Origin of the sequence: Sphingobium sp., from assembly GCF_048594625.1 — a bacterium.
Taxonomy (GTDB): domain Bacteria; phylum Pseudomonadota; class Alphaproteobacteria; order Sphingomonadales; family Sphingomonadaceae; genus Sphingobium.
Genome location: NZ_JBMDWL010000144.1, coordinates 1 through 25,146 on the forward strand (window position 1 = coordinate 1; position 25,146 = coordinate 25,146).

General features: G+C 61.2%; 16 protein-coding genes. 5 read left to right on the forward strand and 11 right to left on the reverse strand.

Going from position 1 to position 25,146, the window contains the following annotated elements; genetic code table 11:
* Nucleotides 1–179: 179 nt before the first annotated feature.
* From ACOJSJ_RS18285 to ACOJSJ_RS18305, 5 genes are all read right to left on the reverse strand, one after another.
* Complete coding sequence (locus tag ACOJSJ_RS18285) at nucleotides 180–1,295, reverse strand: TIGR03032 family protein (protein WP_420146385.1); 1,116 nt, start codon at nucleotides 1,293–1,295, stop codon at nucleotides 180–182.
* A 173-nt stretch (nucleotides 1,296–1,468) separates the two neighbouring features.
* Entirely contained in the window at nucleotides 1,469–6,649 is a 5,181-nt protein-coding gene (locus tag ACOJSJ_RS18290; RefSeq protein ID WP_420146386.1) for a hypothetical protein, read from the reverse strand.
* Nucleotides 6,650–6,818: 169 nt separating this feature from the next.
* The gene (locus ACOJSJ_RS18295; RefSeq protein WP_420146387.1) at nucleotides 6,819–9,080 is read right to left on the reverse strand and encodes a TonB-dependent receptor; all 2,262 of its coding nucleotides are present in this window, start codon (nucleotides 9,078–9,080) and stop codon (nucleotides 6,819–6,821) included.
* Between the two features lie 92 nt (nucleotides 9,081–9,172).
* A complete protein-coding gene (locus ACOJSJ_RS18300; protein ID WP_420146388.1) occupies nucleotides 9,173–10,126 on the reverse strand; it encodes a FecR family protein in 954 nt (317 codons plus the stop codon).
* 10 nt (nucleotides 10,127–10,136) lie between these two features.
* Nucleotides 10,137–10,682: an RNA polymerase sigma factor gene (locus ACOJSJ_RS18305; RefSeq protein ID WP_420146389.1), complete on the reverse strand. Its 546-nt coding sequence runs from the start codon at nucleotides 10,680–10,682 to the stop codon at nucleotides 10,137–10,139.
* Nucleotides 10,683–11,132: 450 nt separating this feature from the next.
* Between ACOJSJ_RS18305 and ACOJSJ_RS18310 the strand changes: the two genes are divergently transcribed.
* The gene (locus ACOJSJ_RS18310) at nucleotides 11,133–13,208 is read left to right on the forward strand and encodes an FUSC family protein (protein WP_420146390.1); all 2,076 of its coding nucleotides are present in this window, start codon (nucleotides 11,133–11,135) and stop codon (nucleotides 13,206–13,208) included.
* A 137-nt stretch (nucleotides 13,209–13,345) separates the two neighbouring features.
* On the opposite strand, the gene ACOJSJ_RS18315 is transcribed toward ACOJSJ_RS18310, so the two are convergent.
* The 3 genes from ACOJSJ_RS18315 to ACOJSJ_RS18325 all read right to left on the reverse strand — a co-directional run bounded on the left by ACOJSJ_RS18315 (nucleotide 13,346) and on the right by ACOJSJ_RS18325 (nucleotide 15,670).
* Nucleotides 13,346–14,140 carry an alpha/beta fold hydrolase gene (locus tag ACOJSJ_RS18315; protein ID WP_420146391.1) on the reverse strand — a complete coding sequence of 265 codons (795 nt, stop codon included), beginning with the start codon at nucleotides 14,138–14,140 and terminating at the stop codon, nucleotides 13,346–13,348.
* Nucleotides 14,141–14,216: 76 nt separating this feature from the next.
* Nucleotides 14,217–15,053 (reverse strand): alpha/beta fold hydrolase, encoded by an 837-nt coding sequence (locus ACOJSJ_RS18320; RefSeq protein WP_420146408.1) that lies wholly within the window; start codon nucleotides 15,051–15,053, stop codon nucleotides 14,217–14,219.
* Nucleotides 15,054–15,241: 188 nt separating this feature from the next.
* Nucleotides 15,242–15,670, reverse strand: coding sequence for an organic hydroperoxide resistance protein (locus tag ACOJSJ_RS18325; protein WP_420146392.1), 429 nt, complete (start codon nucleotides 15,668–15,670; stop codon nucleotides 15,242–15,244).
* 110 nt (nucleotides 15,671–15,780) lie between these two features.
* Between ACOJSJ_RS18325 and ACOJSJ_RS18330 the strand changes: the two genes are divergently transcribed.
* Nucleotides 15,781–16,248, forward strand: coding sequence for a MarR family winged helix-turn-helix transcriptional regulator (locus ACOJSJ_RS18330; RefSeq protein ID WP_420146393.1), 468 nt, complete (start codon nucleotides 15,781–15,783; stop codon nucleotides 16,246–16,248).
* A 12-nt stretch (nucleotides 16,249–16,260) separates the two neighbouring features.
* On the opposite strand, the gene pcaF is transcribed toward ACOJSJ_RS18330, so the two are convergent.
* Genes pcaF through ACOJSJ_RS18345 form a run of 3 tightly spaced genes read right to left on the reverse strand, consistent with a single transcriptional unit; the run spans nucleotide 16,261 to nucleotide 18,840 of the window.
* Nucleotides 16,261–17,469 carry a 3-oxoadipyl-CoA thiolase gene (gene pcaF / locus ACOJSJ_RS18335; RefSeq protein ID WP_420146394.1) on the reverse strand — a complete coding sequence of 403 codons (1,209 nt, stop codon included), beginning with the start codon at nucleotides 17,467–17,469 and terminating at the stop codon, nucleotides 16,261–16,263.
* An 11-nt stretch (nucleotides 17,470–17,480) separates the two neighbouring features.
* The gene (locus ACOJSJ_RS18340; protein ID WP_420146395.1) at nucleotides 17,481–18,134 is read right to left on the reverse strand and encodes a 3-oxoacid CoA-transferase subunit B; all 654 of its coding nucleotides are present in this window, start codon (nucleotides 18,132–18,134) and stop codon (nucleotides 17,481–17,483) included.
* Between the two features lie 16 nt (nucleotides 18,135–18,150).
* Complete coding sequence (locus ACOJSJ_RS18345; protein WP_420146396.1) at nucleotides 18,151–18,840, reverse strand: 3-oxoacid CoA-transferase subunit A; 690 nt, start codon at nucleotides 18,838–18,840, stop codon at nucleotides 18,151–18,153.
* Between the two features lie 110 nt (nucleotides 18,841–18,950).
* On the opposite strand from ACOJSJ_RS18345, the gene ACOJSJ_RS18350 reads away from it, so the two are divergent.
* From ACOJSJ_RS18350 to ACOJSJ_RS18360, 3 genes are all read left to right on the forward strand, one after another.
* Nucleotides 18,951–19,727, forward strand: coding sequence for an IclR family transcriptional regulator domain-containing protein (locus ACOJSJ_RS18350; RefSeq protein WP_420146397.1), 777 nt, complete (start codon nucleotides 18,951–18,953; stop codon nucleotides 19,725–19,727).
* A 438-nt stretch (nucleotides 19,728–20,165) separates the two neighbouring features.
* Entirely contained in the window at nucleotides 20,166–23,144 is a 2,979-nt protein-coding gene (locus tag ACOJSJ_RS18355) for a TonB-dependent receptor domain-containing protein (protein WP_420146398.1), read from the forward strand.
* 421 nt (nucleotides 23,145–23,565) lie between these two features.
* Entirely contained in the window at nucleotides 23,566–25,140 is a 1,575-nt protein-coding gene (locus ACOJSJ_RS18360) for a Re/Si-specific NAD(P)(+) transhydrogenase subunit alpha (RefSeq protein WP_420146399.1), read from the forward strand.
* Nucleotides 25,141–25,146: the final 6 nt, after the last annotated feature.

Consider the following 25,146-nt stretch of genomic DNA (forward strand, 5'->3'; position numbering starts at 1 on the left):
AAAAGCCCCGGTAGAAATACCGGGGCTTTTTGCGTCCGATCAACACCAAATCACAGACAAAAATACCGCGCCCGACGCCGCAAACCCAAATCGCCAGTCCCAGCAATACCCCGCAACCCAAAAATCAGCGCGCCAACATAACCAGAGGCTGATGGCGCGCCCAAATACACGGATGGCGGTCAGGCCGCCATGGTGATGCTGTTCTGGATTTCCGCGCTCTCAGGCCCGATTGCCATCGGACATGTGATATCAGGCATCGCCGTGACGTCGAAAAGTTCGGTGACATGGCCTTCGAGACGGATCCAGTGAACGATGTCACCAGTCAACAGGTTGACGATCATGATCCCGCACCATGGTTCCGCATCCCGTCGCTGCATTTCGTCATCGAGCAGCAGGCCCGAAAAACTCCCATGACGCGGCTTCGAGACCGTCACTATTCCATAGCCCCGATGGATAGCCAGTCCGCGCAGGAAGCCGGGGCAGAAGGCGATGTCCGTTTTTGCGCCGGATTCTCGATCGATCTCCACAATCTGTCCGCGGCCGCTATCCAGCACGAAAATCCGATCGCCAACGATACGCGGGGAATGGGGCATCGAAAGCTGATCGGTGAGGATGTCGTTGGTCTGCACGTCGATCAGGACCCCGCCTTCATGACGACGTTCACGCCAACCACCCACGATGTCCGAACGACTGACTGCCGTTACCAGCTTTGCGGCACCATCATGCATCGCAAGGCCGTTCAGGTGGCACCGATCTTCAGGCGCCAGCCGCGAAATGAACGGCGGTTTCCAGACCGGACGAAAACTATGGATGAGATCGAGCGTCGCCAGGCAGCTATATTTCGTGTTTACGAAGATCACCTGTCCCGCACTGTTCACGCCCACTTCGTGAATATCGACCGCGCCTGTCGTCTGGGCGTTGCGCGGAATGAGCGCGGTATCAAACGCGTCATTCGCCAATTCGCCGGGGCGCAGCATATTTTCCAACCGCCAAAGCTGAAACAGTGAACCGAGGTAGAGACGCCCCGGTTGCCAGCACAGCCCCATGGCTCGCACAAAATTCTGTTGATTGAACGATATGCTTCCATTGGGATGCGCGCCCACAAGGAACAGCTGACCAGTCTGATAGGACGTGAAAGCCAGGCTTAACCGCTGCGCCATGAGCCAGTCGCGCAGGCCCGGCGAAACGGAAATATTGGTGCTCCCCGGCGCAAGGATAACGTCTTTCGCACCCGGCGCGTTGGGTGCACCAGTGAAGGGCTTGGTATCTGTTGAATCATGCTCGTTATGGGCCATTGCGTCGTTATTTCCCGATAATGCATGCCTAGGTGGATATTGCCATTTCCGGCCTGGATCATGCGAAAAACAAAAAGAAATGGGAGCATGGTTCGCCCTGTCATGATCGCCCCCTGCTCCAGACTGACTGCGTAAAAAGAGGGGGCGTAACCATGTTACGCCCCCTCTTAATTTCAGAAGCGGACGCGGACGCCCGCGCGGCCACCGCCACCTTTCGCACCGCCGAAGTCGGCATTGCCTTCTATGAACCCGCTGATCGGTCCGCCGCTGGCGAAGTTCACACCGACGGCCGCCTGACCGAAATCGCGCAGTTTCTGGTCCAGCACCCGCTGTGATGCCCCACCGCTTTCGAACAAGAGGTCCGCATTGCCGCTGAAGGCGTGAATATAGGAACCCCGCAAATAGAAGGTGGTTTTGGTTGCGCCCAATTCCGTGGTGCCGCCGATCCGTCCGCCGACCTTGCCGATCAGGCTGTCTTGGGTTCCTATGTCGATCGTCTGCCCCAGCACATGCATGTCATCCACGTTCGTCTGTTGCCACGACAGGCTGACCAGCGGTTCCACAAAGACGGCGCCATTGTCGAACCGGGCGCCCGCTTCACCGGCAAGTCCCCAGTTGTTGGCCTGGAACTTGCTGCTCCATCCCTGCGCTCTGTCTTTTGCTTGAGCCCAGCTATGGCCATATTGGGCGCGCAGGTTGAAGAAGCCCATGCCCCGATGCAGCCCGGCATAGAGCGCGGCATTGATCGTATCGAAATCGAAGCGTTGGCTGCCCGCGGTGAAATGCACCGTGGAATTGCCATATCCGCCACTCACGCCATAGCTGAAGCCGCTGTCATTTTCGGCATCATAGCCCATTTCATAGCCATAATGCGCCTGCCGACTGGTCAGGTCGAAATCAGCCGAACCGTTGCCAGTCTGCACGGAGTGCATCCCTTCGCGCTTCACCGAATTGCCATAGCCCTGCGCCCACAGCCCGCCATCGCTGACGCCCGCATCACGACGTTCCGCCATATGCGCAGACCATGTATTATTTGCCTCCATCGTACCATTCAGGATCGAACGACCCACCTGACCAAGGCGATAGACGGGCGCCCCCGCCTGTGCCGTCAGGTCGAACGTCCCTGCGGCGGCATTGAATGCGAGGCCATATTGGATCAGCCCGATGGCGTCATTTTCCAGCTGGAAGGCGTCGGATGCGCTGCCGGACCCGACGCGCACCAGCGTCTGTGCCTGCGCCAATGTCCCATTGTCCATTGTCAGGCCGCGCAGCAGCAATGTCGTCTTGCCCGTAGCTGCGCCATTGACGATCAACATGTCGCTGGCCGTCGGCGACAGGTCGAGGCCAAGGCGGGCGCCCTTCGATCCGACATATCCGCCGTCAAGGACCAGCCTGTCTCCTGCCACGCCATTTCGCAGGTCGATGAGACCGCCTTCATTGCGGAACTCTTCCAGTCCCTTGAAGCGCACGGTGCCCGCAACGGTTACGGATGGTGCATTGGCGGCAAGGCTCTGGCCAGGCCGCACCATCAGAGCGCCCGTATTGACGAACCGGTCGCTGCCTGCGCCAAAGTCGCTGTCCTTGGTGGCCAGCATGGTTCCGCCATTGTTCACGACGTCATCGACGGCGGTCAGCTTGATCGCGCCTTCCAGACGGCCGCGATTGTTGATCGTCGCGCCAGCCTGCGTCACCACCTGTCCATAGGCGAAGGCATCGGCGACATAAACGGTCCACTGGTCGCCGGTGTTGGAAATCAGCCCGTCGTTGTTGATCATCGCGCCGCCATATTGCGCGCTGAATACGACCGCATTGCCCGGCCCGACATAATCGCCGTCCGCGGGGTTGCGTTTTCCGCCGCCGATGACGGACGCACCTGTTGCGACGTTCAGGGTCGCCTTGCCAACGCCAGAACCCATTTCAACCGCGACATGGTTGGCTGACCGGACCTGGCCCGTCACGGTGACGCTATTGTCGCCGTTGGCAATCGACAGCACGCCGCGTTCTTCCGCGTCGATCGATCCGACCTTGATGGTCGCATTGCCGGCGGCCTGCGCCACCACCGCACGGGACATCGCCCCGCGGGAGGCTGCATTGCCGACATCGATGTTCACGTCGCCGCGATAGTTGATCGCCAGCACGCCGTTGGCGAGCGCCCCCGACACCGATACCGATTTGGCGGATACGTTCACGCTGGGTTGTGGGCCTTCCAGCGCGGCAACCGCTTCTCCCTCGCTACGCGTACCGCGCCCGCCACGTTCGATCACCGCGAGTATGCCGGTCGAAATATCGCCCGACGCGGCGATCGTGCCGGTCGAGTTGATCGAAACATTACCGCCATTGCTGATCGCGCGAATGGCATTGGCGACGTTGCCGCTGCTCGAAATCGATCCGCTGTCGGTGATGGTGATGTCGTTTGTCGTATTGCGGGCGAGGGCATAGATGCCACTGGAGAAATCGCCCGTCGTTTCGATGGACCCGCGATTGTCGACCGTCAGCGCGCCATGGCCGAAGGCAAGGACGCCGTAGCTATATTCGCCGGTCGTGCGCACCGCGCCGGTCGTGGTGATGTTGAGGTCGCCGCCCAGCGTATAGCCTCGCACGGCCGTAGCACGTGCGCCCGTGGTCGATACATTTTTGGCGGTGATCGCCACCGTGCCGCCAAGGCCCGCGCCATAGATGCCGATCGCCTGATCGCCCACCGTCGATACCGATCCGGTGGCGGTGATGTTCACGCTGTCGCCAAGGGCATAGATGGCGAACGGACGACGCGGATTACCATAAGGGTCCACATCCGGGTCGGGGATGAAGGTTTCGCCGCTGGTGCTGACATCGCCCGCCACGATCGTGGCGTTGCCGGTCGCGATGGCGACGATGCCGCTGGCGCCTGCGCCTGACGTGCTGACCGTTCCGGCCCTGACCGACACATTGCCATCCGAATTGGTCGCGACAATGCCGTCCGAAAGGGTGCCTTTGGTGGTGACGGTGCCAATATCGACGGTCACGTCGCCGGGAATATCGAACCCGTAAGCGCCCGCATGGGCGCGCACGCCTGCCGAATAATCGCCCGCCGTGCTGACGGCATTCTGCGTAATCGACACCGCGCCGTTGGACAGCGCCAGGATGCCGATCGCCTCGTCGCCGGTCGTGGTCACGCTGCCCGTGCCGTCGATAGTGACGTTGTTCAGACCCTGCGCCAATATGCCATAGCTTCTGGAGCCTGATGTCGACACCGTGCCATTGTTGTGGATGGTCAGATCGCCGCCGGACAGAGCGTAGATGCCGACGGCCTGGGTGCCGCTCGTCGTGATCCCGCCGGTGAGGTTGATGGTGGTGCCATGGGTTCGCCCGACGCTATAGCTCGCGATACCGATCGCATCGTCCCCCGTCGTCGTGATGGTTCCCACACTGATGTCCAGATCACGCCCCTCGGCCACGATCCCGGCGGAGGTTCCACCGCTGGTGGAGATCGTTGCAGCGGTGACCTTTATCGTTTCCGTGCCGCGCGCCACGATCGCTGACGAACTGTTGCCAGCCGTGGTGACGTTGCCTGCCGTGATGACGACATTGCGCCCGCCCGCCTGTATACCGGCCGAATCCTTGCCCGATGTGCTGACCGTATCGGCCTGAATATCGGCCAGTCCGAACGTTGCCTCCGCCTGTATCCCGGCAGAAGTATCGCCACGGGTCGTGACCGAACCGGCATTGATCTTGATATTGCCGGCATAGGTTGCGGCCAGAATGCCTGCCGATTCCTGTCCGCTGGTGCTGACCGTGCCTGCCGCGATCTTAATGTCCGCGCCCACGCCATATTGCTGGGCGACGATGCCCAGTGCCTGATTGCCGGTGGTGGTGACGCTATCGGCCTGAATATCGATCTGGCTGGCGCGTCCGGCCGCCAGTGCAACGATGCCGTGCGCCTGATCACCCGCCGTCGACACCTTGCCGATGTTGAGCGTCGCAAAATCCTGTTGCCCCTCGCTCAGAAGCACGACGCCAATCGATCCGTCACCTGTCGTTTCGACATTCCTGACGTCGACATAGCTGTGGACGTTGCGCGAATTGGCGGCGCCGCCGGTGCGCACGAACACGCCATAGGCGCCCGCGCCATGGGTGGTGACGCTGTCACCGGTCACAACGACATATTCATTGCCCACACGGTCCGTCGCATGGACCACGCCGTATCCCGGCTCCGCTGGATTTTCAAAACGCCCCGACCCATAGATGGATTGGGCGTAGATGCCATGCGCACCATCGCCCGATGTGGTGACCGAACCGACATTCACATTGACCCCCGCCAGCACCGAAATGCCGACGACGCCCCATGCATTGTCACCCTGCGTCGTCACGCTGTCCGCCGTGATCGCCACATTGCCGCGCGAATTGGTGTTGATGGCGACGATGCCGTCCGACCCATAACCGCTGGTTGCGACCGATCCGGCCGTTACATTGATGTCATGGCCCAGCGTCTGGCCATTATCGACGATGAAATTGCTGTGGGCATAGATGCCCTGTGACATGTCGCCGCTGGTGGTGACATTCCCGGTCGTGACATTCACTTCGCTGCCTATGGCGAGCAGGCCTGCGCCGTCGCTGGCGATGTCGCCGGTGTGGACCGTGGTCGATCCGCCCGAAATGCCGATGACGCCCACAGCGCCCTTACCCTGAACATTGACCGAACCGACATCGATGCTCGTGTTGCCCAGATAGCTGGATGCATAGATGCCATCGCCGCCTTCACCCGTCGTCAGGACGGAACCGACCTTCACATCGACATTGCCCATGTAGGCGGATGCGCGCAGCGCTGCGGAAAAGTCCCCGGTCGTCGTGATCGTACCGGCGTTGATCGTGATGTTTCCGGTCGATCCATCGATATTGCTGTTGGCGTCGATCGCCGGGACGCCGGGCGTGTCTATTTCGATCGATCCGACATCGATCGAAATGTCATCCGGGCTGTAGACATGGGTGGAGTCGGCCAGTTTCGCATATCCGCCCGATGCCTTGCCCGGTTCCACGATGGTGGGGTCGCGCACGATCGCCGTCGAAATGGCCTGCGATGCCAGCGGTGTCGCCTTGCGCGGCGGCAGGGCGCTGACCGGGGTCATCTGGGCCTTCCCGTCGCAGGCGATCGCACACAAGGTCGGATCCCACACCCTGTGCCCGGCCGAGCGGGCCAGGACCGACAGAGACGGCGTTGCCAGCGTCAGGCGCGTATTGGCGGATGCGGTTTGCGCGGACGCCTGAACTGCGGGAAGCATCAATCCTGCGGCGGCCCCCGCAAGGCAGGTGGTCAGCCGTAACAGGGCGCGGCGATGCGAAGGGCGGGTGGAATGATCTGGCGACAGGAATGACGGCACGCGATGCTCCCTTTTTACAGCGAATAAGGAGCGCGCACCCGTCCGGGCGCGCCTGCGCTTGCAGGCACGACAGTGCGATTACGGGTTTGGAACGCCCCTTTTCACCGCGATGACGCCGCAAGGGATGGTCCACCTTACGGTTCCGTGAAAAAATAATTTCAGCCTTGTTTCAGAACTTGTGTTCGAAACCGATCCTGATGCTGCGCGGCTCCTGCGGTGTCCTGACCGCATCGAATATGCGGTAGGGGGACGCGAAGGCATATCGGTTCGCAGCGCTATCCAGCAGATTGGTCGCCGTCAGGCTGATCCGCCTCCGGTCGTTGCCGATCCACACGGACAGATAGCTGTCCCAATAATCGCCCTGCCGTACGTCCAGTTCAGGACCGGCGCCCAACCGGGCCGCCCCATGATAGCGGATGTTGAAAATGCCGGACAGGCGCTGGCCACCGGGCAGGGCAATGCTGTCCTCGATCGCGGCCTGTCCGCCGGCGACGGGCACATTGGGCAGCCGGTTGTCCTTCAGGGCGACGGACTGCGACAATGGCCGATGCAATTGTGCATCATTGACATAGGCGGCGGCAGACAGCCGCAGCCCGTCACTGGGTCGCCACGCAATCTGTCCTTCCAATGTGCGGATGCGCCCGTCGCCGATATTGCGGGTGACGGGGTCGCCACCCTCCGTCACGACCTCGGCCAGAACGTCACGCCATATGGCGTGCGAAGCGCTCAGTTGCAGTTCCAGCCGGTCGTCTGTCGTCGTCATCCGCGCGCCTGCTTCGATGCTGGCCATGCGGTCGCCGCGATATTCGCTGCCTATGATGCCGCTGACGCCAAAACCGCCGGGTCGGAAACCCTGCTGATAGCGCAGGTACAACAATCCCTCCTTGCCGATCCGCCGGGACAGTGCCCCGCTGGGCATGGCGCGGAAATGTGTCCGGGCGCCTCGCGCTTCGACCGGATGGCCCATGATCGGGACGTTGCTGGCTTCTATCGACGACCATGCCATGCCGCTCACCCGCATGGTGGTCAACCGACCCCCGGCGGTCAGCATGATGTGCAGAGGCAGGGGGCGGCTCACCTCTCCGAACAGGGTTTCTTCCTGCACATTGGTACGGGCGCTCTGGCGCGGGGTGGTCGTGCCGTCCGGCTCATGCCCCTGCCGCATCATATGGCTGCGTGAATATATGATAGAGATGCCCGCCAGCCATCCTGCCTGCCCCGCCTCTCCCCGCGACAATCGTGTTTCATGGGCGATCATCCGGCTGTCCAGCGCCTGTGTCACCACACGCGGCTTCAGAAAGCTGGCGTCGTAACGCTCGGTCAGATCCTGCCGTCCTGCCGATGTGGCCGATACCAGCGCTATGTCGCCAAACTGTCTGGCAAATGTCAGCCCGCCCTGCGCAAAGCGGCTGTCAAACGGCAGGTCGACCGGGGACGAACGCACCAACCCCCGGCCAGCATCGGTCCATTGGCTTCCTCCCGCATCGATGCGCTGCCCGATCACCTGTGCATCGATGGTCCAGTCGTCGGCCAGCAGGCGAATGGCGGCCCGGCCGCCTGCTATCCGCACATCGTTGACATTGCTTCGTCCTGCTGCCGGTGCATCGACATAACCGGGAATATGCGTGGCATAACCGACCACTCTCAATGCCGCTGCATCCGCGCGAAGGGGCAGGTTGATCATGCCTGAAACGTCGCCGCCCCAACTGCCATGCATGGTGGTCGCCACACCGGCCGACATGGCTGCGCCCATCGCATGCGGATCGGGCCGCACGCTGCTCACACGTATGACGCCGCCCAGCGACCCCGCTCCGTAAAGCGTCGCCTGCGGTCCCGATAGCAACTCTACCCGCTCCACATCGTAAATGCGCAAATCCGGGTCCGGGGCGTTATAATTCACCCGGTTTTCATCCAGATATTGGCCAGTGGTCGACTGGCTGGGGCCTACGAAACCCGAATCGATGACCCCGCGCAGGAATAATTTGTTCCGGCCCGGCCCCAAATTGGTCGATTCCAGCCCAACCAGTCTTGCGATCAGCGCATCCGTGGCGCTGACCCCGGCGATATTTTCCAATGTTTCGCGGTCCAGTCGCGATACGCTTCCTGGGAAATCGCGTAACGTCGCTGCACGCTTCGCGCCGATAACGACGATGGTTGCCGGTTCTACCGGTGGCGGTGGCGCTGCAATGGGTACCGGGCGGGGCAGCGCGCGGAGCCGATCCTGACGCATCGCAACCGTCCATACGCCGCCTGTCCGCCGTGCGATGAATGGCGTGCCGTCCAGCATATGTCGCAATGCGTCCGCCGGACGGTATCGACCGCGGATGGCGCGCACCATGGTGCGCCGGGCCGCGGGTTCCGTGCTGCCGACATCGATCCCCGCCTGACGGGAAAGCAGCGCCAGCGACCGGGCAAGCGGCCCTGTCGGCACATTTATCGATTGCATCGCGTCAGACGCCGCCGCGGGAGCAGATAGCCCGGCAGCACCGATTATGACTAAAACGTAGCGACCAACATTATCGATCAAGGTGCGCGACTGCCCTGCGCGATCAGCGTCCAGCGGCCCTTATCCTGCACCGCTTCCACGCCAAACAGGAGCGCCGCGCGACGCAGCGTATCGACCCTGTCCGAATTGTCCGTGCTCAACCCGCCACTAACCCGCCGGTCCCCAATGGCGGGGGCAACCGCCACCGCCAGGCCGGTGACGCGGCTCAGTTGCTCCGCCACGACCGACAATCGATCATCCTCGAAACTCAACCGCCCTTCCGACCAGCCATCGATCGCAGCCGGATCGACCCGGCGGACGACCGGCGTGGTTCCGGCGCGCGCCTCCAATATGTCACCGGCGCCCAGCTCGAATATATGGTTGGCGGCGCTGTATCGAACGCGTCCCTCGACAACCGCCAACCGCATATCGGCGCCCAACCGGCTGACATCGAAACGGGTGCCAAGGTCGGTTATCGTGGTGTCGCCAGCCCTGACCGTGAACGGGTGCGTGGGATCATGGCGCACGGTGAACAGCGCCTGCCCCCGGTCCAGCCTTATGCTGCGGGGATCACCCATATCGTAGCTGACAGCGCTCCCGCCGTTCAACGTCACGCTGCTGCCGTCCGGCAAGCTCGCCACGCGGATCTGACCGCCGGGCGTGGCGATAGACTGCATGTCGGGACCGTTCTGGAACCAGAATATCGATGCGGCGACGGCCAGCCCGGCGGCACACAGCACGCCTGCCATCACCCGCCGCCACGGGCGGACGGAGGGGGAGGGCATACTGACGGCATGAACCGCATAATCGGCCGCCAGCGCTTCGCCCGCATTCGCGTCCGCTTGCGCAACCTGCCAATATATGTCGTGACGCCGGGCATCGCCCGCCATCCATTCGGAAAACCGGTCCCAATCGGTATCGCTTGCGCTTTTCAACCGGATGACCCAGTCGATCGCCTCGTCCCGCATATGGGCTTCGTCAGCACCCCCCACGCCCTGTCCTCTATGCCTTTCGCGCCGGATCGATAGTGTCGGATTGCGTCCGCATGTCGATCAATTGCGCATATACACGGCGCAGATGCTTTTCGACGGTGCTCAACCCCATGCCAAGCTGGTCGGCAATCTGCCGCTGACTATGACCTTCCAGCCTGTGTAAACGGAATATCAGTGCGGCCGGATCGCCTACCTCTTCCAGCAACCGGTGCACGGCGGCGATCTGCTCGATGGCCAGCACGCGCCTTTCGCTATCGGGCATCTGATGGAAAACATCCATATGCGTGGTCGTGGCGGCCCAGTCGCCATCACGCTGCGACCGGCGGCTGGCGGCGCGATGATCGTCCAGCAGGATATTGTGGAGCGTCCGGAACAGAAAGCTCATCGGCTGGTCGGGGGCAGGGCGTCCTTCCCGCGCGCGGATTTTCAGCCAGGCGTCCTGCAATATGTCGTCCGCTTTGGCCGCAGCGCCAAGGCGCGCGATGAAAGCGACCAGACGCGGCCGTTCGCGAACCAGCAACTCTTCCAGAGACACCGTCGTCCTAGAATCCGTCATGCCCGTGTCGTCGTTCCCAAAGACTGCTTTGGCTGTCGCATCCGCCAATGTTGCTACATGACATCTTTGTGAAGATGAGGATGGGACATTTCAACGAAATTATCGGGGTGGTTGCTTCGTAACGCCATCTTCCCCGTATCCAGCGGTATCGCGGTAGCGGCTTGACGAAACACGCAAATGGCCGCGGATCATTTCATATACCGGGATGATATGAATCCAGTTCCACATGGTTCTGTTCTGCACAGGCCGAAAGTTTCACAGGCACGGATCGCATCGCGCAGGTATGGCGATTCACGCAATGTCCCTGCGCTGTGGGCGCACCGGATGACCGAAGATGATTTCCAGCCAGAACAGCGTCGATTGCAGCATCGCAATGCCCGATCATGGGCAGCCATATCATTTGGGTGATGCGCTGTGACGGGCGCCGGGGCCATGATCCGGCGTCCAGTCATGCGTCTGAATGACCCGCCGGGCCATCTTACCAGCGAGCCTTTATGGGCCGGGCTGCTCGACGCCTGCTTCTCGATCAAGACCTATATCGCCGCGATGCTGGCCTATTATATAGCTCTCAGGATCGGTCTGCACCGCCCCTATTGGTCGATCATCACCTGCTATATCGTTGCACAGCCATTGGCTGGCGCCATGATTTCGAAAGCGGCTTTTCGCATGATGGGCACCATATTGGGTGCCGCCGTCGCGGTATTTGCGGTCCCCGTCTTCGTCAATCTGCCGGAATTGCTGTCCTTCATATTGGGGCTTTGGCTTGCCCTGTGCACCTATATGGCCATGCTGGACCGGACGCCCCGATCCTATGTTTTCCTGCTCGCTGGCTATACCGCCGGGATCGTCGGCTTCGCTTCGGTGAACCAGCCCGATACCGTGTTCGACATCGCCAGCGTCCGGTTACAGGAAATATTGATCGGCATCGCGACCAGCGCCGTCGTGCACGCGCTCATCCTGCCCAGATCGGTCAGCGTCAAACTGGCCGAGCGCGTCGGCGACATCCTTCGCGATGCGGAACGATGGTCGCGCGACGCTCTGATGGCCAACGACGTCGGCACCCTTGACCGCGACCGCCGTCGTCTTGCGCTGGATCTCCACGAACTGCATCATTTCGCCGTGCAGCTGCCGTTCGACATGTCGCGGCTGACGATCCGCACCGCGGTCCTGCGCGTGTTGCAGGATCGCCTTTCGATGCTGTTGCCCCTGGCCAGTGGTATCGAAGATCGATTGAGCCAGTTGACGCAGGGCAATGCCGCGCTCCCCGGCATAACCGCTCTCATGACGGACATCGCCGCATGGTTGGAAAGCGATCCTGGCAATCCGGCATTTCTGATGACAGCAGAAGCGCTGACGACGCGGGCGATAGGGCTGGAGCCGCATGTCGACATGCCGTGGAACTGGCAGAACGCCTTATGCCTCAGCCTGCTGGACCGGGTTCAGGATCTGATCCGCATCCATCGCGATGCCCGCGAGCTTCACGCCATGATCCTCTCGCGCAAGGTCAGGCCGTCCGCGTCGGTCGCGGACGCGATTGCCAAGGCGCGGGCGCAGCCTTTGCATCGCGATCATGGTCTTGCACTGCGCGCGGCTCTGGCCACCCTTGGCACATTGGCTGTCACCACCATCATGTGGATCGCAACGGCATGGCCCGACGGCAGCAGCGCCGTCATCATCGCCTGCATCGTTTCGGCCTTGTACAGCCATCTCGACAATCCCGGCCCGACGGCGGTGCGCGTGTTATACGGAACCGTGGCCGCCGTTCCGATCGCCGCCTTCTATGCTTTCGTGCTTCTTCCGCAGGTTAGCGAATTTGCCGTTATGGCAACGGCGTTGGCGCCCATCCTGTTGATGATGGGCAGTCTTCAGGCACGGCCCGCGACACTGCCTTTCGCAATCGGCCTGATGCTTACGCTGCCCGGCCTGCTGGGCCTGAACGATGCCTATGACGCGGATTTCAGAACATTCGCCAATTCGGCCATCGCTCAGGTCGTGGGCGTCGGCATCGCCATATTCATATTGAACATCGCCAGTTCGATCGGCACTCGCGCCAGCGCGACGCGACTGGTGCGGTCCGGATGGCGTGAACTGGCGGCGATGGCGCGTGTCAGGGGCGCGTTCGATCCCGCCACCTGGATCAGCCGCATGATAGATCGGGTCGGCATGCTGACTCCGCGCCTGAAATATATCGCGGCCGACCCGACGCAGCCTCTGCTCGACATTCTGGTCGATACGCGCGTGGGCATGGCCATTGCCGATCTGCGGAAATTTCAGACCGGCGCTGCCCCCGGCCATGCGCGCCAGATTGCGATCGTCCTGCGTCATGTCGAACAACATTATACCCGCCTGCGCGACGACAGGCCGATCGATCCCGATCCGGCGCTCGTCCGGGCGGTCGATCTGGTGCTCATCAGAATAGCTGCGCTGGAAAATCCGGAACAGCGGCGGCTTGGCGTGCTCGCCCTGACCAGCCTCAGGCGCAATCTGGCATCCTATGCTCCACCGCCAGCCCGGCTGGCCGCATGATGATGGGGAATGCACGCCTTCCGTCGTGAAGGCCGCTTATTAAAGCCGGGCGATATTCCGACCTGACCCATGCGCAAAAAAATCTCCGTTGGCAAAGACATGGCCTTTGCCAACGGGGATGCCTGAATATGAACGCGTTACTTTGCTTCGCGGGCCGCCGTTTCGATAACGGCGGCTACCTCGCGGGGATGCGACAGGAACACCGCATGGCTGGCCGCGATGCGGGTCACTGTGGAGCCGGCACGGGTATACATGCTTTCCTGCAGGTCCGGGCTAAGAGCATGGTCGCTGGTGGTCAGGATGGCGTGGCTGGGCTTGTTTTCCCATGCTGCAGACTGGAGTGGTTCGGCAAAGGCGCTTGCCGCGATCGGCTTTTGCGCATGCGCCATGAAATCGCTCTGCATTTTGGGCAGGTCGGCCGCGAAATCCTGTGCAAAGCGGTCCGTCTTCAACGACAGGAAGCCGTCAACCGCGACGACATCATCATTGGGCGCGGGCTTTTGCGATACCAGCGATGCGATATTCTCGCCCACCTTGGGCTGGAAGGCGGCGATATATACCAGACCGCGAACATGGGGATCGTCGCCAGCTTCGCTGATGACCGCCCCGGCATAGCTGTGGCCGACCAATATCGCAGGGCCATCGAGCGCGCTCAACACGCGGCGCGTCGCTGCGACATCGTCTTTCAGGCTGGTCAGCGGCTGCTGGACGACCGTGACCCGAAAACCTTTGGCCGTCAGCAGATCATAGACCGGCTTCCACCCCGAACCATCGGCAAAGGCGCCGTGGACCAGAACGATATTGCGGACGGGCAACTGGCTCACCGAAACCGATCGGGCGGCGTCGGATGATGCCGGACGGGCGATTGCGGGCATAGCGGCCACGGAACCCGCCAGGATCAGCAGGGGGGCGACGAACAGGGATTTGACCATGATAGTGAGTCCTTTTCCGAATGTCGGGAGGCGGACGGTGGGGAACAGAACGCCCCACCGTCCATCAGGCGAAAATTCAGCCGCGCAGGAACGTCAGAAGGTCGCGGTTCAGCTGCGCCTTGTGCGTGTCGGTCAGGCCATGGGGCGCCCCGTCATAAACCTTCAGATCCGCATGCGGGACCAGTTGCTTGGACGCGCGCCCGGCGGCATCGATTGGCACGATCTGATCGTCGCTGCCATGCACGATCAGCGTGGGGCGATCGAATTTCTTCAGGTCGGCGCGGAAATCGGTTTCGGAAAATGCCTTGATGGAATCATAGGTATTTTTGAAGCCGCCCTGCATGCCTTGCGCCCACCAGGACTGAATCATGCCTTCATCCGGGGTCACGCCGGGACGGTTGAAGCCGTAAAATGGTCCCGCCGGAATATCGCGGAACAGCTTGGCGCGGTTGGCGACCATGCCCGCCCGAATGCCGTCGAAAACGCTGATGGGCAGGCCGCCGGGATTGTCCGACGTCTTCAGCATCAGCGGCGGCACGGCCGATATGAGGCCAAGCCGCGCAACGCGACCAGTGCCGTGGCGCCCGACATAGCGCGCGACTTCGCCGCCGCCGGTGGAAAATCCGAACATGGAAACATCACGCAGATTCAGCGTGTCGATCACCGTCGCCAGATCGTCTGCATAATGATCCATGTCGTTGCCGTCCCACGGCTGGCTGGACCGGCCATGACCGCGCCGGTCATGCGCCACGACGCGGAACCCGTTGGAAGCCAGGAAGAAGGCCTGATTTTCCCAGCTATCGGAATTAAGCGGCCAGCCATGGCTGAAGGTGACGACCGGTCCGTTTTTCGGACCCCAATCCTTGTAGAACAGGCTGACGCCGTCGGGCGTGGTCAGATAGCCGCCGCCCATATTGGCGTTACCGCTGCTTGCTGGCGACGCCGCTTTGCCGCGCGCGATGGCGGGCGACGTCATCAGCGTGGCGGCTGTGGCTGCGCTCGCACCGGCGGCGGCGGTCAACAGGCCGCGACGACCGACTTGCGAATGAATAATGTCCTTGAACATGGCAAATTTCCTTCTCGAAAGGGGCAGGTCGGGGGTCAGGCGACGTTGATCGTGACGTCGATGTTGCCGCGGGTGGCGTGGCTGTAGGGGCAGATGGTGTCGGCTTCGTCGACCAGTGCGCGGGCCGCGCCTTCTTCCACGCCGGGCAGGTGGATCGTCAGCGCCACGCGCAGCCCGAAACCCTTGTCGGCGCGCGGGCCGATGCCCACAGTCGCGGTAACGCTTGCATCGGCGGGGACGCGGGGCAGGGCCTTGTCCTGCGATGCTGCAAATTTCATCGCGCCCAGGAAACAGGCGCTGTAACCGGCGGCGAACAGCTGTTCGGGGTTGTTGCCATCGCCATTGCCGCCCAGCGCCTTCGGCGTCGCGAGTCGAATGTCCAGATTGCCATCCTTCACGCTGGCTTTCCCGTCGCGACCGCCGGTTGCGGTGGCCTGTGCTTCATAGGCTATCGAAATGCTCATATCGTCCTCCATATTAATCGCGATCGATTTGATCGTGTGCGATATAAATACGCGCATAAATGCGAATTGCAACCCTTGCGATTATATCGTGTGCGAATTAAATATGCGGCATGACATACTCGCACGCCAAGACCCAAGCTGACGGGAATGCCGCGACCGCTGACGCGCTCGACCCTTTTCTATGCTTCACGGTCTATTCCACCGGACTGGCATTCAATCGCGCCTACAAACCGATGCTGGACAGGCTGGGCCTGACATATCCGCAATATCTGGCGATGGTGACCCTATGGCATCGTGATGGCCGGACGGTTTCCGAACTGGGTGAAGAGCTATTTCTGGAATCCAATACGCTGACGCCATTGCTGAAGCGTCTGGAAAGCAGCGGATATATATCGCGGCGACGCGATGCCGCCGATGAACGCGTCGTGCGCATATCGCTGACCGACAGCGGTCGGGCGCTGGCGCAGGACGCCGCCTGCGTGCCGGAACAGATATTTCGCGCCAGCAAATTGACATCCGATGATGTCGAACATCTCAATCGCATGCTCGGCACATTGCGGGACAATCTGCGCGGCTGACCGGCTCTGTGGCTATAGCCTCTCGACTGCCAGTGCCAACCCCATGCCGACGCCGATACAGGCCGTCGCCAGGCCGCGTTTGCCCCCCGTCCTTTCAAGCTGATGCACCAGGGTCATCGCGATGCGCGCGCCGGACATGCCGAGCGGATGGCCCAGCGCGATCGCGCCGCCATTGGCGTTGACATGGGCGGCATCGTCTTCCAGGCCAAGGCCGCGCAGCACGGCAAGGCTCTGGCTGGCAAAGGCTTCGTTCAGTTCGATGGCATCGAAATCCGCGATCGTCAGTTTCAGCCGCGCCATCAGTTTCTGCGTCGCCGGCAGGGGACCGATCCCCATGACGCGCGGCTCCACTCCGGCCGACGCCATGCCCAATATCCTTGCCCGTGGGGTCAGGCCATATTCTCTGGCGGCAGCTTCGCTGGCGATGATCATCGCTGCCGCGCCGTCGTTGATGCCCGATGCATTGCCTGCCGTCACGGTGCCGTCCGGGCCGAACAGCGGCTTCAGCTTCGCCAGTGTCGCCACGGTCGTATCGGCGCGCGGATGCTCGTCGACATCCACATCCACCCATTCTCCCCGCTTTTTACCGGGCACTGTGACCGCAATGATTTCATCGGCAAAAAATCCGTTCGACTGGGCTGCCGCCGCGCGTTGCTGACTGCGGCAGGCAAAGGCATCCTGATCCGCCCGGCTGACGCCATAATCGGTTGCGACATTTTCTCCCGTCCGCGGCATCGTTTCGGTGCCATAGGCGGCCGACAGCGCAGGATTGACGAAACGCCATCCCATCGTGCTGTCTTCCATCGTCTGTCCACGGCCAAAATCGCTGTCGGCCTTGCCGATGACGAATGGCGCGCGGGTCATGCTTTCCACCCCGCCCGCAATGGCCATCCGCATTTCGCCCAGACCGATGGCCCGCGCCGCCGCGCCCACCGCTTCAAGCCCGGAAGCGCACAGGCGATTGACGGTGACGCCGGGTACGGAGCAAGGCAATCCTGCGAGTAACAGGCTCATCCGGGCCACATTGCGATTGTCTTCGCCGGACTGGTTTGCGCAGCCATAGAATATCTCTTCCACGGCCGAAGGGTCCATGGTCGGATTGCGGCGCAGCAACGCGCGTAACGGCGCCGCGCCCAGATCGTCGGCGCGGACCTTGGACAATATGCCGCCATAACGGCCGATGGGTGTACGGACGGCGTCGCAGATGAAGGCGTCTGTCATCGCGGGACTCCTCAGGCGATTGCCGGATGATGGGTGGTCAGCGGCAGGCCGGTCATCCGCCGCAGATCGTCGATCGACACGCCGTCCGCCATATCGATGACGCTGGCGCCGTCCGGCCCCACCTTGAAAACGGCCAGATCGGTATAAACGCGCGAAACGCAGGCAAGGCCGGTCAGCGGGTAAGTGCAGGACGGGACCAGCTTTGGTTCGCCCTGTTTCGTCATCAATTCCATCATGACGAATGTCTGCTTCGCGCCGATTGCCAGATCCATGGCGCCGCCGACGGCCGGTATTGCGCCCGGCTCCCCGGTATGCCAGTTCGCCAGATCGCCATGCACCGAAACCTGAAATGCGCCCAGAACGCATATGTCGATATGGCCCCCGCGCATCATCGCGAAACTGTCGGCATGGTGGAAATAGCAGCCGCCCTTGAGCAGAGTAACCGCCTGCTTCCCGGCATTGATCAGTTCCCAATCCTCTTCGCCGGGCGATGGCGCCGGACCCATGCCCAGCAGGCCATTTTCGCTTTGCAGGAAAATATCCTTTTCGCGTGGCAGATAGTTGGCGACCTTCGTCGGCAACCCGATGCCCAGATTGACATAGGCGCCTTCGGGAATGTCGATGGCGACGCGCGCCGCCATCTGATCGCGGGTCATATATGTCATGATGCCATCCTCGGTTTCAGGCTGCCGTCGCATGCTGCGTTTCGGACCGGACCTGCACGACGCGCTGGACAAAGATGCCGGGCGTGATCACCACTTCGGGATCGATCGCGCCCAACGGCACGATTTCGGCGACCTGCGCTATGGTGGTGCGGGCGGCCATCGCCATGATCGGGCCGAAATTCCTGGCGGTCTTGCGATAGGTCAGGTTCCCCCACCGGTCGGCCCGATGTGCCTTGATCAGCGCGACGTCCGCATGGATCGGATATTCCAGCACATGATCGACATCGCCGATCTTTCGCGTTTCCTTGCCCTCGGCCAACAATGTGCCATAGCCGGTGGGCGTGAAGATTGCCCCCAGTCCCGCACCTGCGGCCTGAATGCGCGCGGCCAGATTGCCCTGCGGCACCAGTTCCAGCTCGATCCTGCCCGCGCGATATGCCGCGTCGAAATGATGCGAGTCCGATTGTCGCGGAAAGGAACAGATGATCTTGCGGACCCGGCCTGCCTTGATCAACGCGGCAACGCCCGCTTCGCCATTGCCTGCATTGTTGTTGATGATGGTCAGGTCGCCGACGCCGCGCGCGATCAGGGCGTCGATCAGCTGATCGGGCATGCCTGCCGTCCCGAACCCGCCGATCATCACGCTTGCGCCATCCATGATGTCCGCGACCGCTTCGGTGATCGAACCCATGACCTTATCCACCATGATCGTCGCCTCTCCTGCTTCAATCCGTCCGGCTGCATGCGTCCTTGCGAAGAGGAGAGTCAATCGATAAACGATCATATGTCCGATAATCGGTTATATGGGATATGGTGATGGAAGTTGAAGCTCAGGGCGATCCCGAATTCATGACCTCGCTCGCACGCGGGCTTTCGGTGCTGCGCTGCTTCGCCGATCAACAACGACCCATGACGATTGCGCAGGCCAGCCGACTGACGGGGCTCAGCCGCCCGTCCGTGCGCCGGTGTCTGCATACTCTGGTGCGACTGGGTTATGCGACGCAGGATGGCAGCAGCTATGCGTTGCGACCCAAGACATTATCCTTGGGCTTCGCCTATCTGTCCTCCAGCTCCCTTGCCATGCGCGCGCAACCGATGCTGGACAGTCTGCGGGACAGGCTGGGCGAATCCTGTTCGCTGGGCGTGCTTGATGAAGCGGAAGTCTATTATGTCGCGCGGGCCGAAACCACGCGGATCATGTCCATCAGCCTGCGGGTGGGAAGTCGGCTGCCCCTTTATGCGACGTCGATGGGACGGGTGCTGCTGGCGGCGATGCCCGGCGCGGAGCGAAAGACATATCTTCACAGCGTAAACATGCAGAAGTTTACCGACCGAACGGAAACAAGCCCCGCCACCCTGATGGCATATATCGACAAGGTTCAGGAGGATGGCTTTGCCATTGTCGATCAGGAACTGGAACTCGGCCTTCGCTCGCTCGCTGTGCCGGTCCGGGGCGCGCAGGGGCAGGTGATTGCGGCGCTCAATATCGGCACCCATGCGCAACGAGTCCCAGCGGCGAAGTTGCGATCGCAATATCTCCCCGAACTGCGCCGCGTCGCGCAGGATATTTCGCTTCTTGGGCTTGATCGATGATGAGTGCGGAACGCCTTCTCATTGAAACGGGTCGCAGCTGCCATCGTGAGTCTCCCGACCATTTTCATGACCAGATGAACGGCAATGGTAATAATATTACCATTCAGAGAAACATTATTCTTTTAAGCATTTGTTCCGTCACGATTAAAAAAATTTTCTTTTATTATTAGAGCGTGCGTCTGCGAATGAGCCGTTCCAAGCAAAAATTAAAAATAATCTTCTTTTTCCAGTATATTATCGATCAAACTCGATAATTGTTTCTCAAACGTTCAATGTGGCAATAGTGAGACACATTGCGATAAAGGACCGGTTTTCAATCAGAACGGGTTTGCATCCGCGGCGTGTAGGCGTCACGCATGCGGCGTTGCCACACCGCATCCGGTGTTATCGTTTTCAACGGTCGGCACATCCATATCTCCAGATAAGGGACTGGAAATCTTGAAGAAGTTTGGATTTATCGCATTGCTGCGAGGCGGAGTCGCGCCTGCAATTCTTGCCACGATGATCAGCCATGGTTCCGCTTTCGCACAGGATGCCGCGCCGCAGGCTGCTGCCGAACCTGAAGACACGATCGTCGTGACCGGCTCGTTGCTGCGTCAGACCGACAAGCTGACCATGTCGCCCATCACCACCGTATCGGCCGAAGATCTGGCCGTACGCGGCATCACCACGGTTCAACAGGGCATTCAGAGCCTGTCGGCCAATAATGGCCCGGCACTGACCAACGGTTTCTCGGCCAACGGCGCCTTTGCGGGCGGCGCGTCGGCGGTATCGCTGCGTGGCCTGACCACGTCCTCGACGCTGGTGCTGTTCGATGGCCTGCGTTCGGCCTATTATCCGCTGGCGGATGACGGCACGCGCAACTTCGTCGATCTGAACACCATTCCCGACGCGATTGTCGAACGGGTTCAGGTGCTCAAGGACGGCGCATCGGCCACCTATGGCGCGGACGCCGTGGCAGGCGTGGTGAACATCATCACGAAGCGCGAAGTGAAGGGCCTGCACCTTCAGGCCGAAGCCGGGGTCAGCGAAAAGGGCTATGGCGCCAACCAGCGCCTGTCCGCCACCTATGGCTATGGCGACCTGTCCGAAGACGGTTTCAACGCCTATATCAGCGGCCATTATCTCAAGAGCAACGCGGTCTATAACCGCGACCTTGGCTATCCCTACAATAGCGACAACCAGTCCGGCATCTGCCATGATGGCGTGTGCGGTCCCAACAATATCGCCAACGGCGTGGACCCCGCAATCGGTTTTACCGGCCTTTCGACCGCGACCAACGTGTTCATGGTCCGGCCGTTCGACCCGGCGACCAATCTGGGCACCGGCCGTTATCAGCTGCTCAATGCCGCCGCAGGTTGCGGCAGCCTGACGCCCTACACGCTGACCGACGCCGAATATAATAGCGAAGATAACGCCATCGCGCCGCGGACCGTGTGTCAGCAGGACATCACCCATGATTATGGGCAGGTGCTGCCGGAACAGCAGCGCTGGGGCATTTCGGGCCGCTTCACCAAGATGATCGGTGACAGTGCCGAAGCCTATCTCGAACTCAATTATGAAAACAGCAAGTCGTCCTACACCGGCCTTGCATCGACCATCCGTGCGAATGCTCCGGCCGGTATCGAAAATCCCGCTTATTCCACTTCGTCGGGTTCGACCCTGCTGCGTCTGCCGGTCTATGTCTGCGCCCGTGGCACGACCGCCTGCGATGCGACCAATGGCACACTGAACCCCAACAATCCCTTTGCAGCGCAGGGACAGGAAGCGGCCATCATCGGCCGCCTGCCGACCAGCACCGAATATAATGAATCGGTCAGCCAGGTCTTCCGTGGCGCGGCCGGCATCAAGGGCGATTTTGGCGAAGGCTGGCATTATCAGGCCGATGCCACCGCCATGGTTTCCAAGCTGAAGACCAAGGCTGACGGCTATGTCTACATCCAGCATCTGCTGGATGTGATTGCGGACGGTTCCTATAATTTCATGAACCCTTCGGCGACGTCGCAGGAAACGCTGGACTATCTGACGCCGACCTTCATCAACCACAGCAAGACCCAGCTTTATCAGGGTCAGGCGAGCCTGTCGAAGGACGTGTTCGACCTGCCCGGTGGCCCGCTTCAGGTCGCCGTCGGCGTGGCGGCACGCTATGAATCGCTCAATAATCCCAGCGGCAACCCCGACTATAATGGTCCCACGGAACGCTATTTCCGTCTGAACGCCTTCGGCGCCAAGGGGCATCGTGACGTTGAATCGGCCTATTTCGAAGTCAACGCGCCGATCGTCGATCAGCTGGAACTCAATGCGGCGGGCCGTTACGATCATTATTCCACCGGACAGGATAATTTCGCCCCCAAATTCGGCGCGAAGTTCAAGCCTTTCCGTCAGTTGATGATCCGCAGCACCTATTCGCGCGGTTTCCGCGTACCCAGCTTCGCTGAAATGGGCGCTCTGCCCACCACCGGCTATGTCACCCAGTCGCTGGGTACGATGCCGGACTCCTATCTCAACCAGCATCTGAACGCCGACGGGTCGTATAATAATTATGTGACCACCTATTCGATCGGGCAGACGACGGTCGGCAATCCGGAACTCAAGGCGGAAAAGTCGCGCAACATCACGCTGGGCGCGGTCTTCACCCCGACGAACAATCTGTCGTTCAGCGTCGATTATTATAACATCCGGAAAACCGGGGCGATCACCTCGGTCGATTTCTCCGGCGCCATCGCAAATTATTATGCGACGGGCGAAACCAGTTATGACGGCGTGACCGTGATCACCGACGAAGTCGACCAGAACCATCCCGATGCGCAGCGCCGCATCGCGTTCGTCCAGGGCAGCTTCATCAACGCGAACACGATCAAGACGTCGGGTCTGGACTTCAATGCCACCGGCAAATTCCGTCTGAACGACAACATCACCTTCTCGTCGTCGATCGATGCGACCTATATCATCAAGCTGAACACCGAATATCCCGGCGGCCGCGTCGAACATTATGTCGACACGCTGGGCAACTTCAACCTGACCGCAGGGTCCGGCACGCAGCAATGGCGTGGCAGCTGGCAGAACACGCTCGATTTCGGGCGTGGTTCGATCAGCGCGACGGCCTATTATACCGGCGGCTATGATTATTCGGCGGAAGATCAGGGCAGCGTGGCCGGTGACTGCAGTCTGGTGCCGACCAACTATAACGGCGACGCCTATCAGGGTTGCCGTGTGAAATCGTTCATCAGCGTCGACATGACCGGTACGATCAAGGTCAATGACCAGTTCGAACTTTATGCCAACGTCATGAACGTCTTCAACAACAAGCCGCCGATCGATGCCGCCACTTATGGCGCCTATCTTTACAATCCGATCGTCGGTGAATCCGCGATTCTGGGCCGCTCCTTCCGGGTCGGCGCAAAGGCGTCCTTCTAAAGCCTGATCGGAAAAGGCCGGGCCATTCTCCCTTGCGGAATGGCCCGGCCTTTTTTGTGGGACGGCGCGTCGTCTTCAGCCGACACTGTATGTCGGCGCGCCGCCAACCTTATGGGCATATCAGCCCGCCACATCTCGGCCACCCCATGCGGGAACCCGATAAAGCGGCCGATCTGCGCCTCATCATGATGACTGGCTTCCTGCCACGCCTGCCGGATCAAGCAATCGGGAGGAGAGGAAGCGACATTGCCATTTCCTTCGCCGGCGCGTTCTGACAGGATATAGCCGACATGCGGAGCCAAGGCGCGACGCCGTGGGATGGAATGGCGACACCCGTATCAGCCGACGGGGTATCGCCCATTCTGCCAATTGCGCGGCGGAACGGAGATTGGCAGCATCAGAAAATGGGGAGGAGGACAGCTTGAGGATAGGTGCACCAAAAGAGGTTGCTGATGGCGAAGCGCGCGTCGCGCTGACGCCCGACAGCGCGCTGCAATTGCAGAAACTCGGTCATGAATGCCTGATCGAAAGCGGGGCAGGGGACAAGGCCGGTTTTGCGGACGATGCCTATCGCGCCGCAGGGGTAACCATCGTGCCGACCGCGCAGGATCTGTGGTCCAATGCAGATGTCGTCGTAAAGGTCCGGCCGCCCGAATCCGCCGAAACCGCGCAGCTGAAATCCGGCAAGACGCTGATCTCCTTCTTCTATCCCGGCCAACGTGCGGATGCGTTGAACGATGTCGTCGCCACCGGCGCCAATGCGCTGGCGATGGACATGGTGCCGCGCATATCGCGCGCACAGAAAATGGATGCCCTGTCGTCCATGGCGAACATCGCCGGTTATCGCGCGGTGATAGAAGCGGGCGCGAATTTCGGGCGCTTCTTCACGGGACAGGTGACTGCGGCGGGCAAGGTGCCCCCGGCGCGCGTATTGGTGATCGGCGCGGGCGTCGCGGGGCTGGCGGCCATTGGCGCGGCGACGTCGCTGGGTGCCATCACGCTCGCCTTCGACGTTCGGCCAGAAGTTGCCGAACAGATCGAATCCATGGGCGCGGAATTCGTCTATCTCGATTTTTCGGAGGAGCAGCAGGACGGCGCGGCCACCGGTGGCTATGCGGCCCCGTCCAGCCCGGAATTTCGCGAAGCGCAGCTCAGGAAATTCCGCGAACTCGCGCCCAATGTCGACATCGTCATTTCCACCGCGCTTATCCCTGGCCGCGATGCGCCGCTATTGTGGACGAAGGACATGGTGGAAGCCATGCGCCCCGGTTCGGTCATTGTCGATCTGGCGGCCGAACGTGGCGGCAATTGCGAACTGACCGTGGCGGACCAAAAGATCGTGTCCGACAATGGCGTCACGATTATCGGCTATACCGACTTCCCCAGTCGCATGGCGACGCAGTCCAGCACGCTTTACGCCAGCAATATCCGCCACATGATTGCGGATCTGACGCCCGGCAAGGACGGCGTGATCGTCCATGATATGGAGGATGACGTGATCCGCGGCGCGACCATCGCTCATCAGGGGGAACTGGCCTTCCCGCCGCCGCCGCCCAGGATCAAGGCGATCGCGGCCCAAAAGCCCAAGCCCAAGGCGGAAGAACTGACGCCTGAACAGAAGCGCGCGAAGGAAGTCGCCGCGTTCAAGGCGCAGACCCGGTCGCAGGTGACGTTGCTGATCGTGGGCGCGGTGCTGCTGATGGCGGTTGGTGCGGTGGCGCCTGCCAGTTTCATGGCGCACTTCATCGTCTTCGTGCTGGCCTGCTTCGTGGGCTTTCAGGTCATCTGGAACGTCAGCCATGCGCTGCATACGCCATTGATGGCGGTGACCAACGCGATTTCGGGGATCGTCGTGGTGGGCGCCATGCTTCAGGTCGGATCGTCCAGCACGATCGTCCTTGTTCTGGCGACGATTTCCATCCTGATCGCTTCGATCAACATCGTTGGCGGCTTCCTGGTCACGCGCCGGATGCTTGCCATGTTCCAGCGGTCGTAAGGGGGG

Excerpts from the sequence above, each read along its gene's own strand:
- ACOJSJ_RS18320 (WP_420146408.1), bottom strand. The coding sequence starts at position 15,053 with ATGGGCGGCGGCTATCTGACCACGCCCGACGGCGTCAGCCTGTTCTAC.
- ACOJSJ_RS18330 (WP_420146393.1), top strand. The coding sequence starts at position 15,781 with ATGACATACTCGCACGCCAAGACCCAAGCTGACGGGAATGCCGCGACC.
- ACOJSJ_RS18340 (WP_420146395.1), bottom strand. The coding sequence starts at position 18,134 with ATGACATATATGACCCGCGATCAGATGGCGGCGCGCGTCGCCATCGAC.
- ACOJSJ_RS18345 (WP_420146396.1), bottom strand. The coding sequence starts at position 18,840 with ATGGTGGATAAGGTCATGGGTTCGATCACCGAAGCGGTCGCGGACATC.
- ACOJSJ_RS18285 (WP_420146385.1), bottom strand. The coding sequence starts at position 1,295 with ATGGCCCATAACGAGCATGATTCAACAGATACCAAGCCCTTCACTGGT.
- ACOJSJ_RS18350 (WP_420146397.1), top strand. The coding sequence starts at position 18,951 with ATGGAAGTTGAAGCTCAGGGCGATCCCGAATTCATGACCTCGCTCGCA.
- ACOJSJ_RS18325 (WP_420146392.1), bottom strand. The coding sequence starts at position 15,670 with ATGAGCATTTCGATAGCCTATGAAGCACAGGCCACCGCAACCGGCGGT.
- pcaF (WP_420146394.1), bottom strand. The coding sequence starts at position 17,469 with ATGACAGACGCCTTCATCTGCGACGCCGTCCGTACACCCATCGGCCGT.
- ACOJSJ_RS18310 (WP_420146390.1), top strand. The coding sequence starts at position 11,133 with ATGCGTCTGAATGACCCGCCGGGCCATCTTACCAGCGAGCCTTTATGG.
- ACOJSJ_RS18315 (WP_420146391.1), bottom strand. The coding sequence starts at position 14,140 with ATGGTCAAATCCCTGTTCGTCGCCCCCCTGCTGATCCTGGCGGGTTCC.
- ACOJSJ_RS18305 (WP_420146389.1), bottom strand. The coding sequence starts at position 10,682 with ATGACGGATTCTAGGACGACGGTGTCTCTGGAAGAGTTGCTGGTTCGC.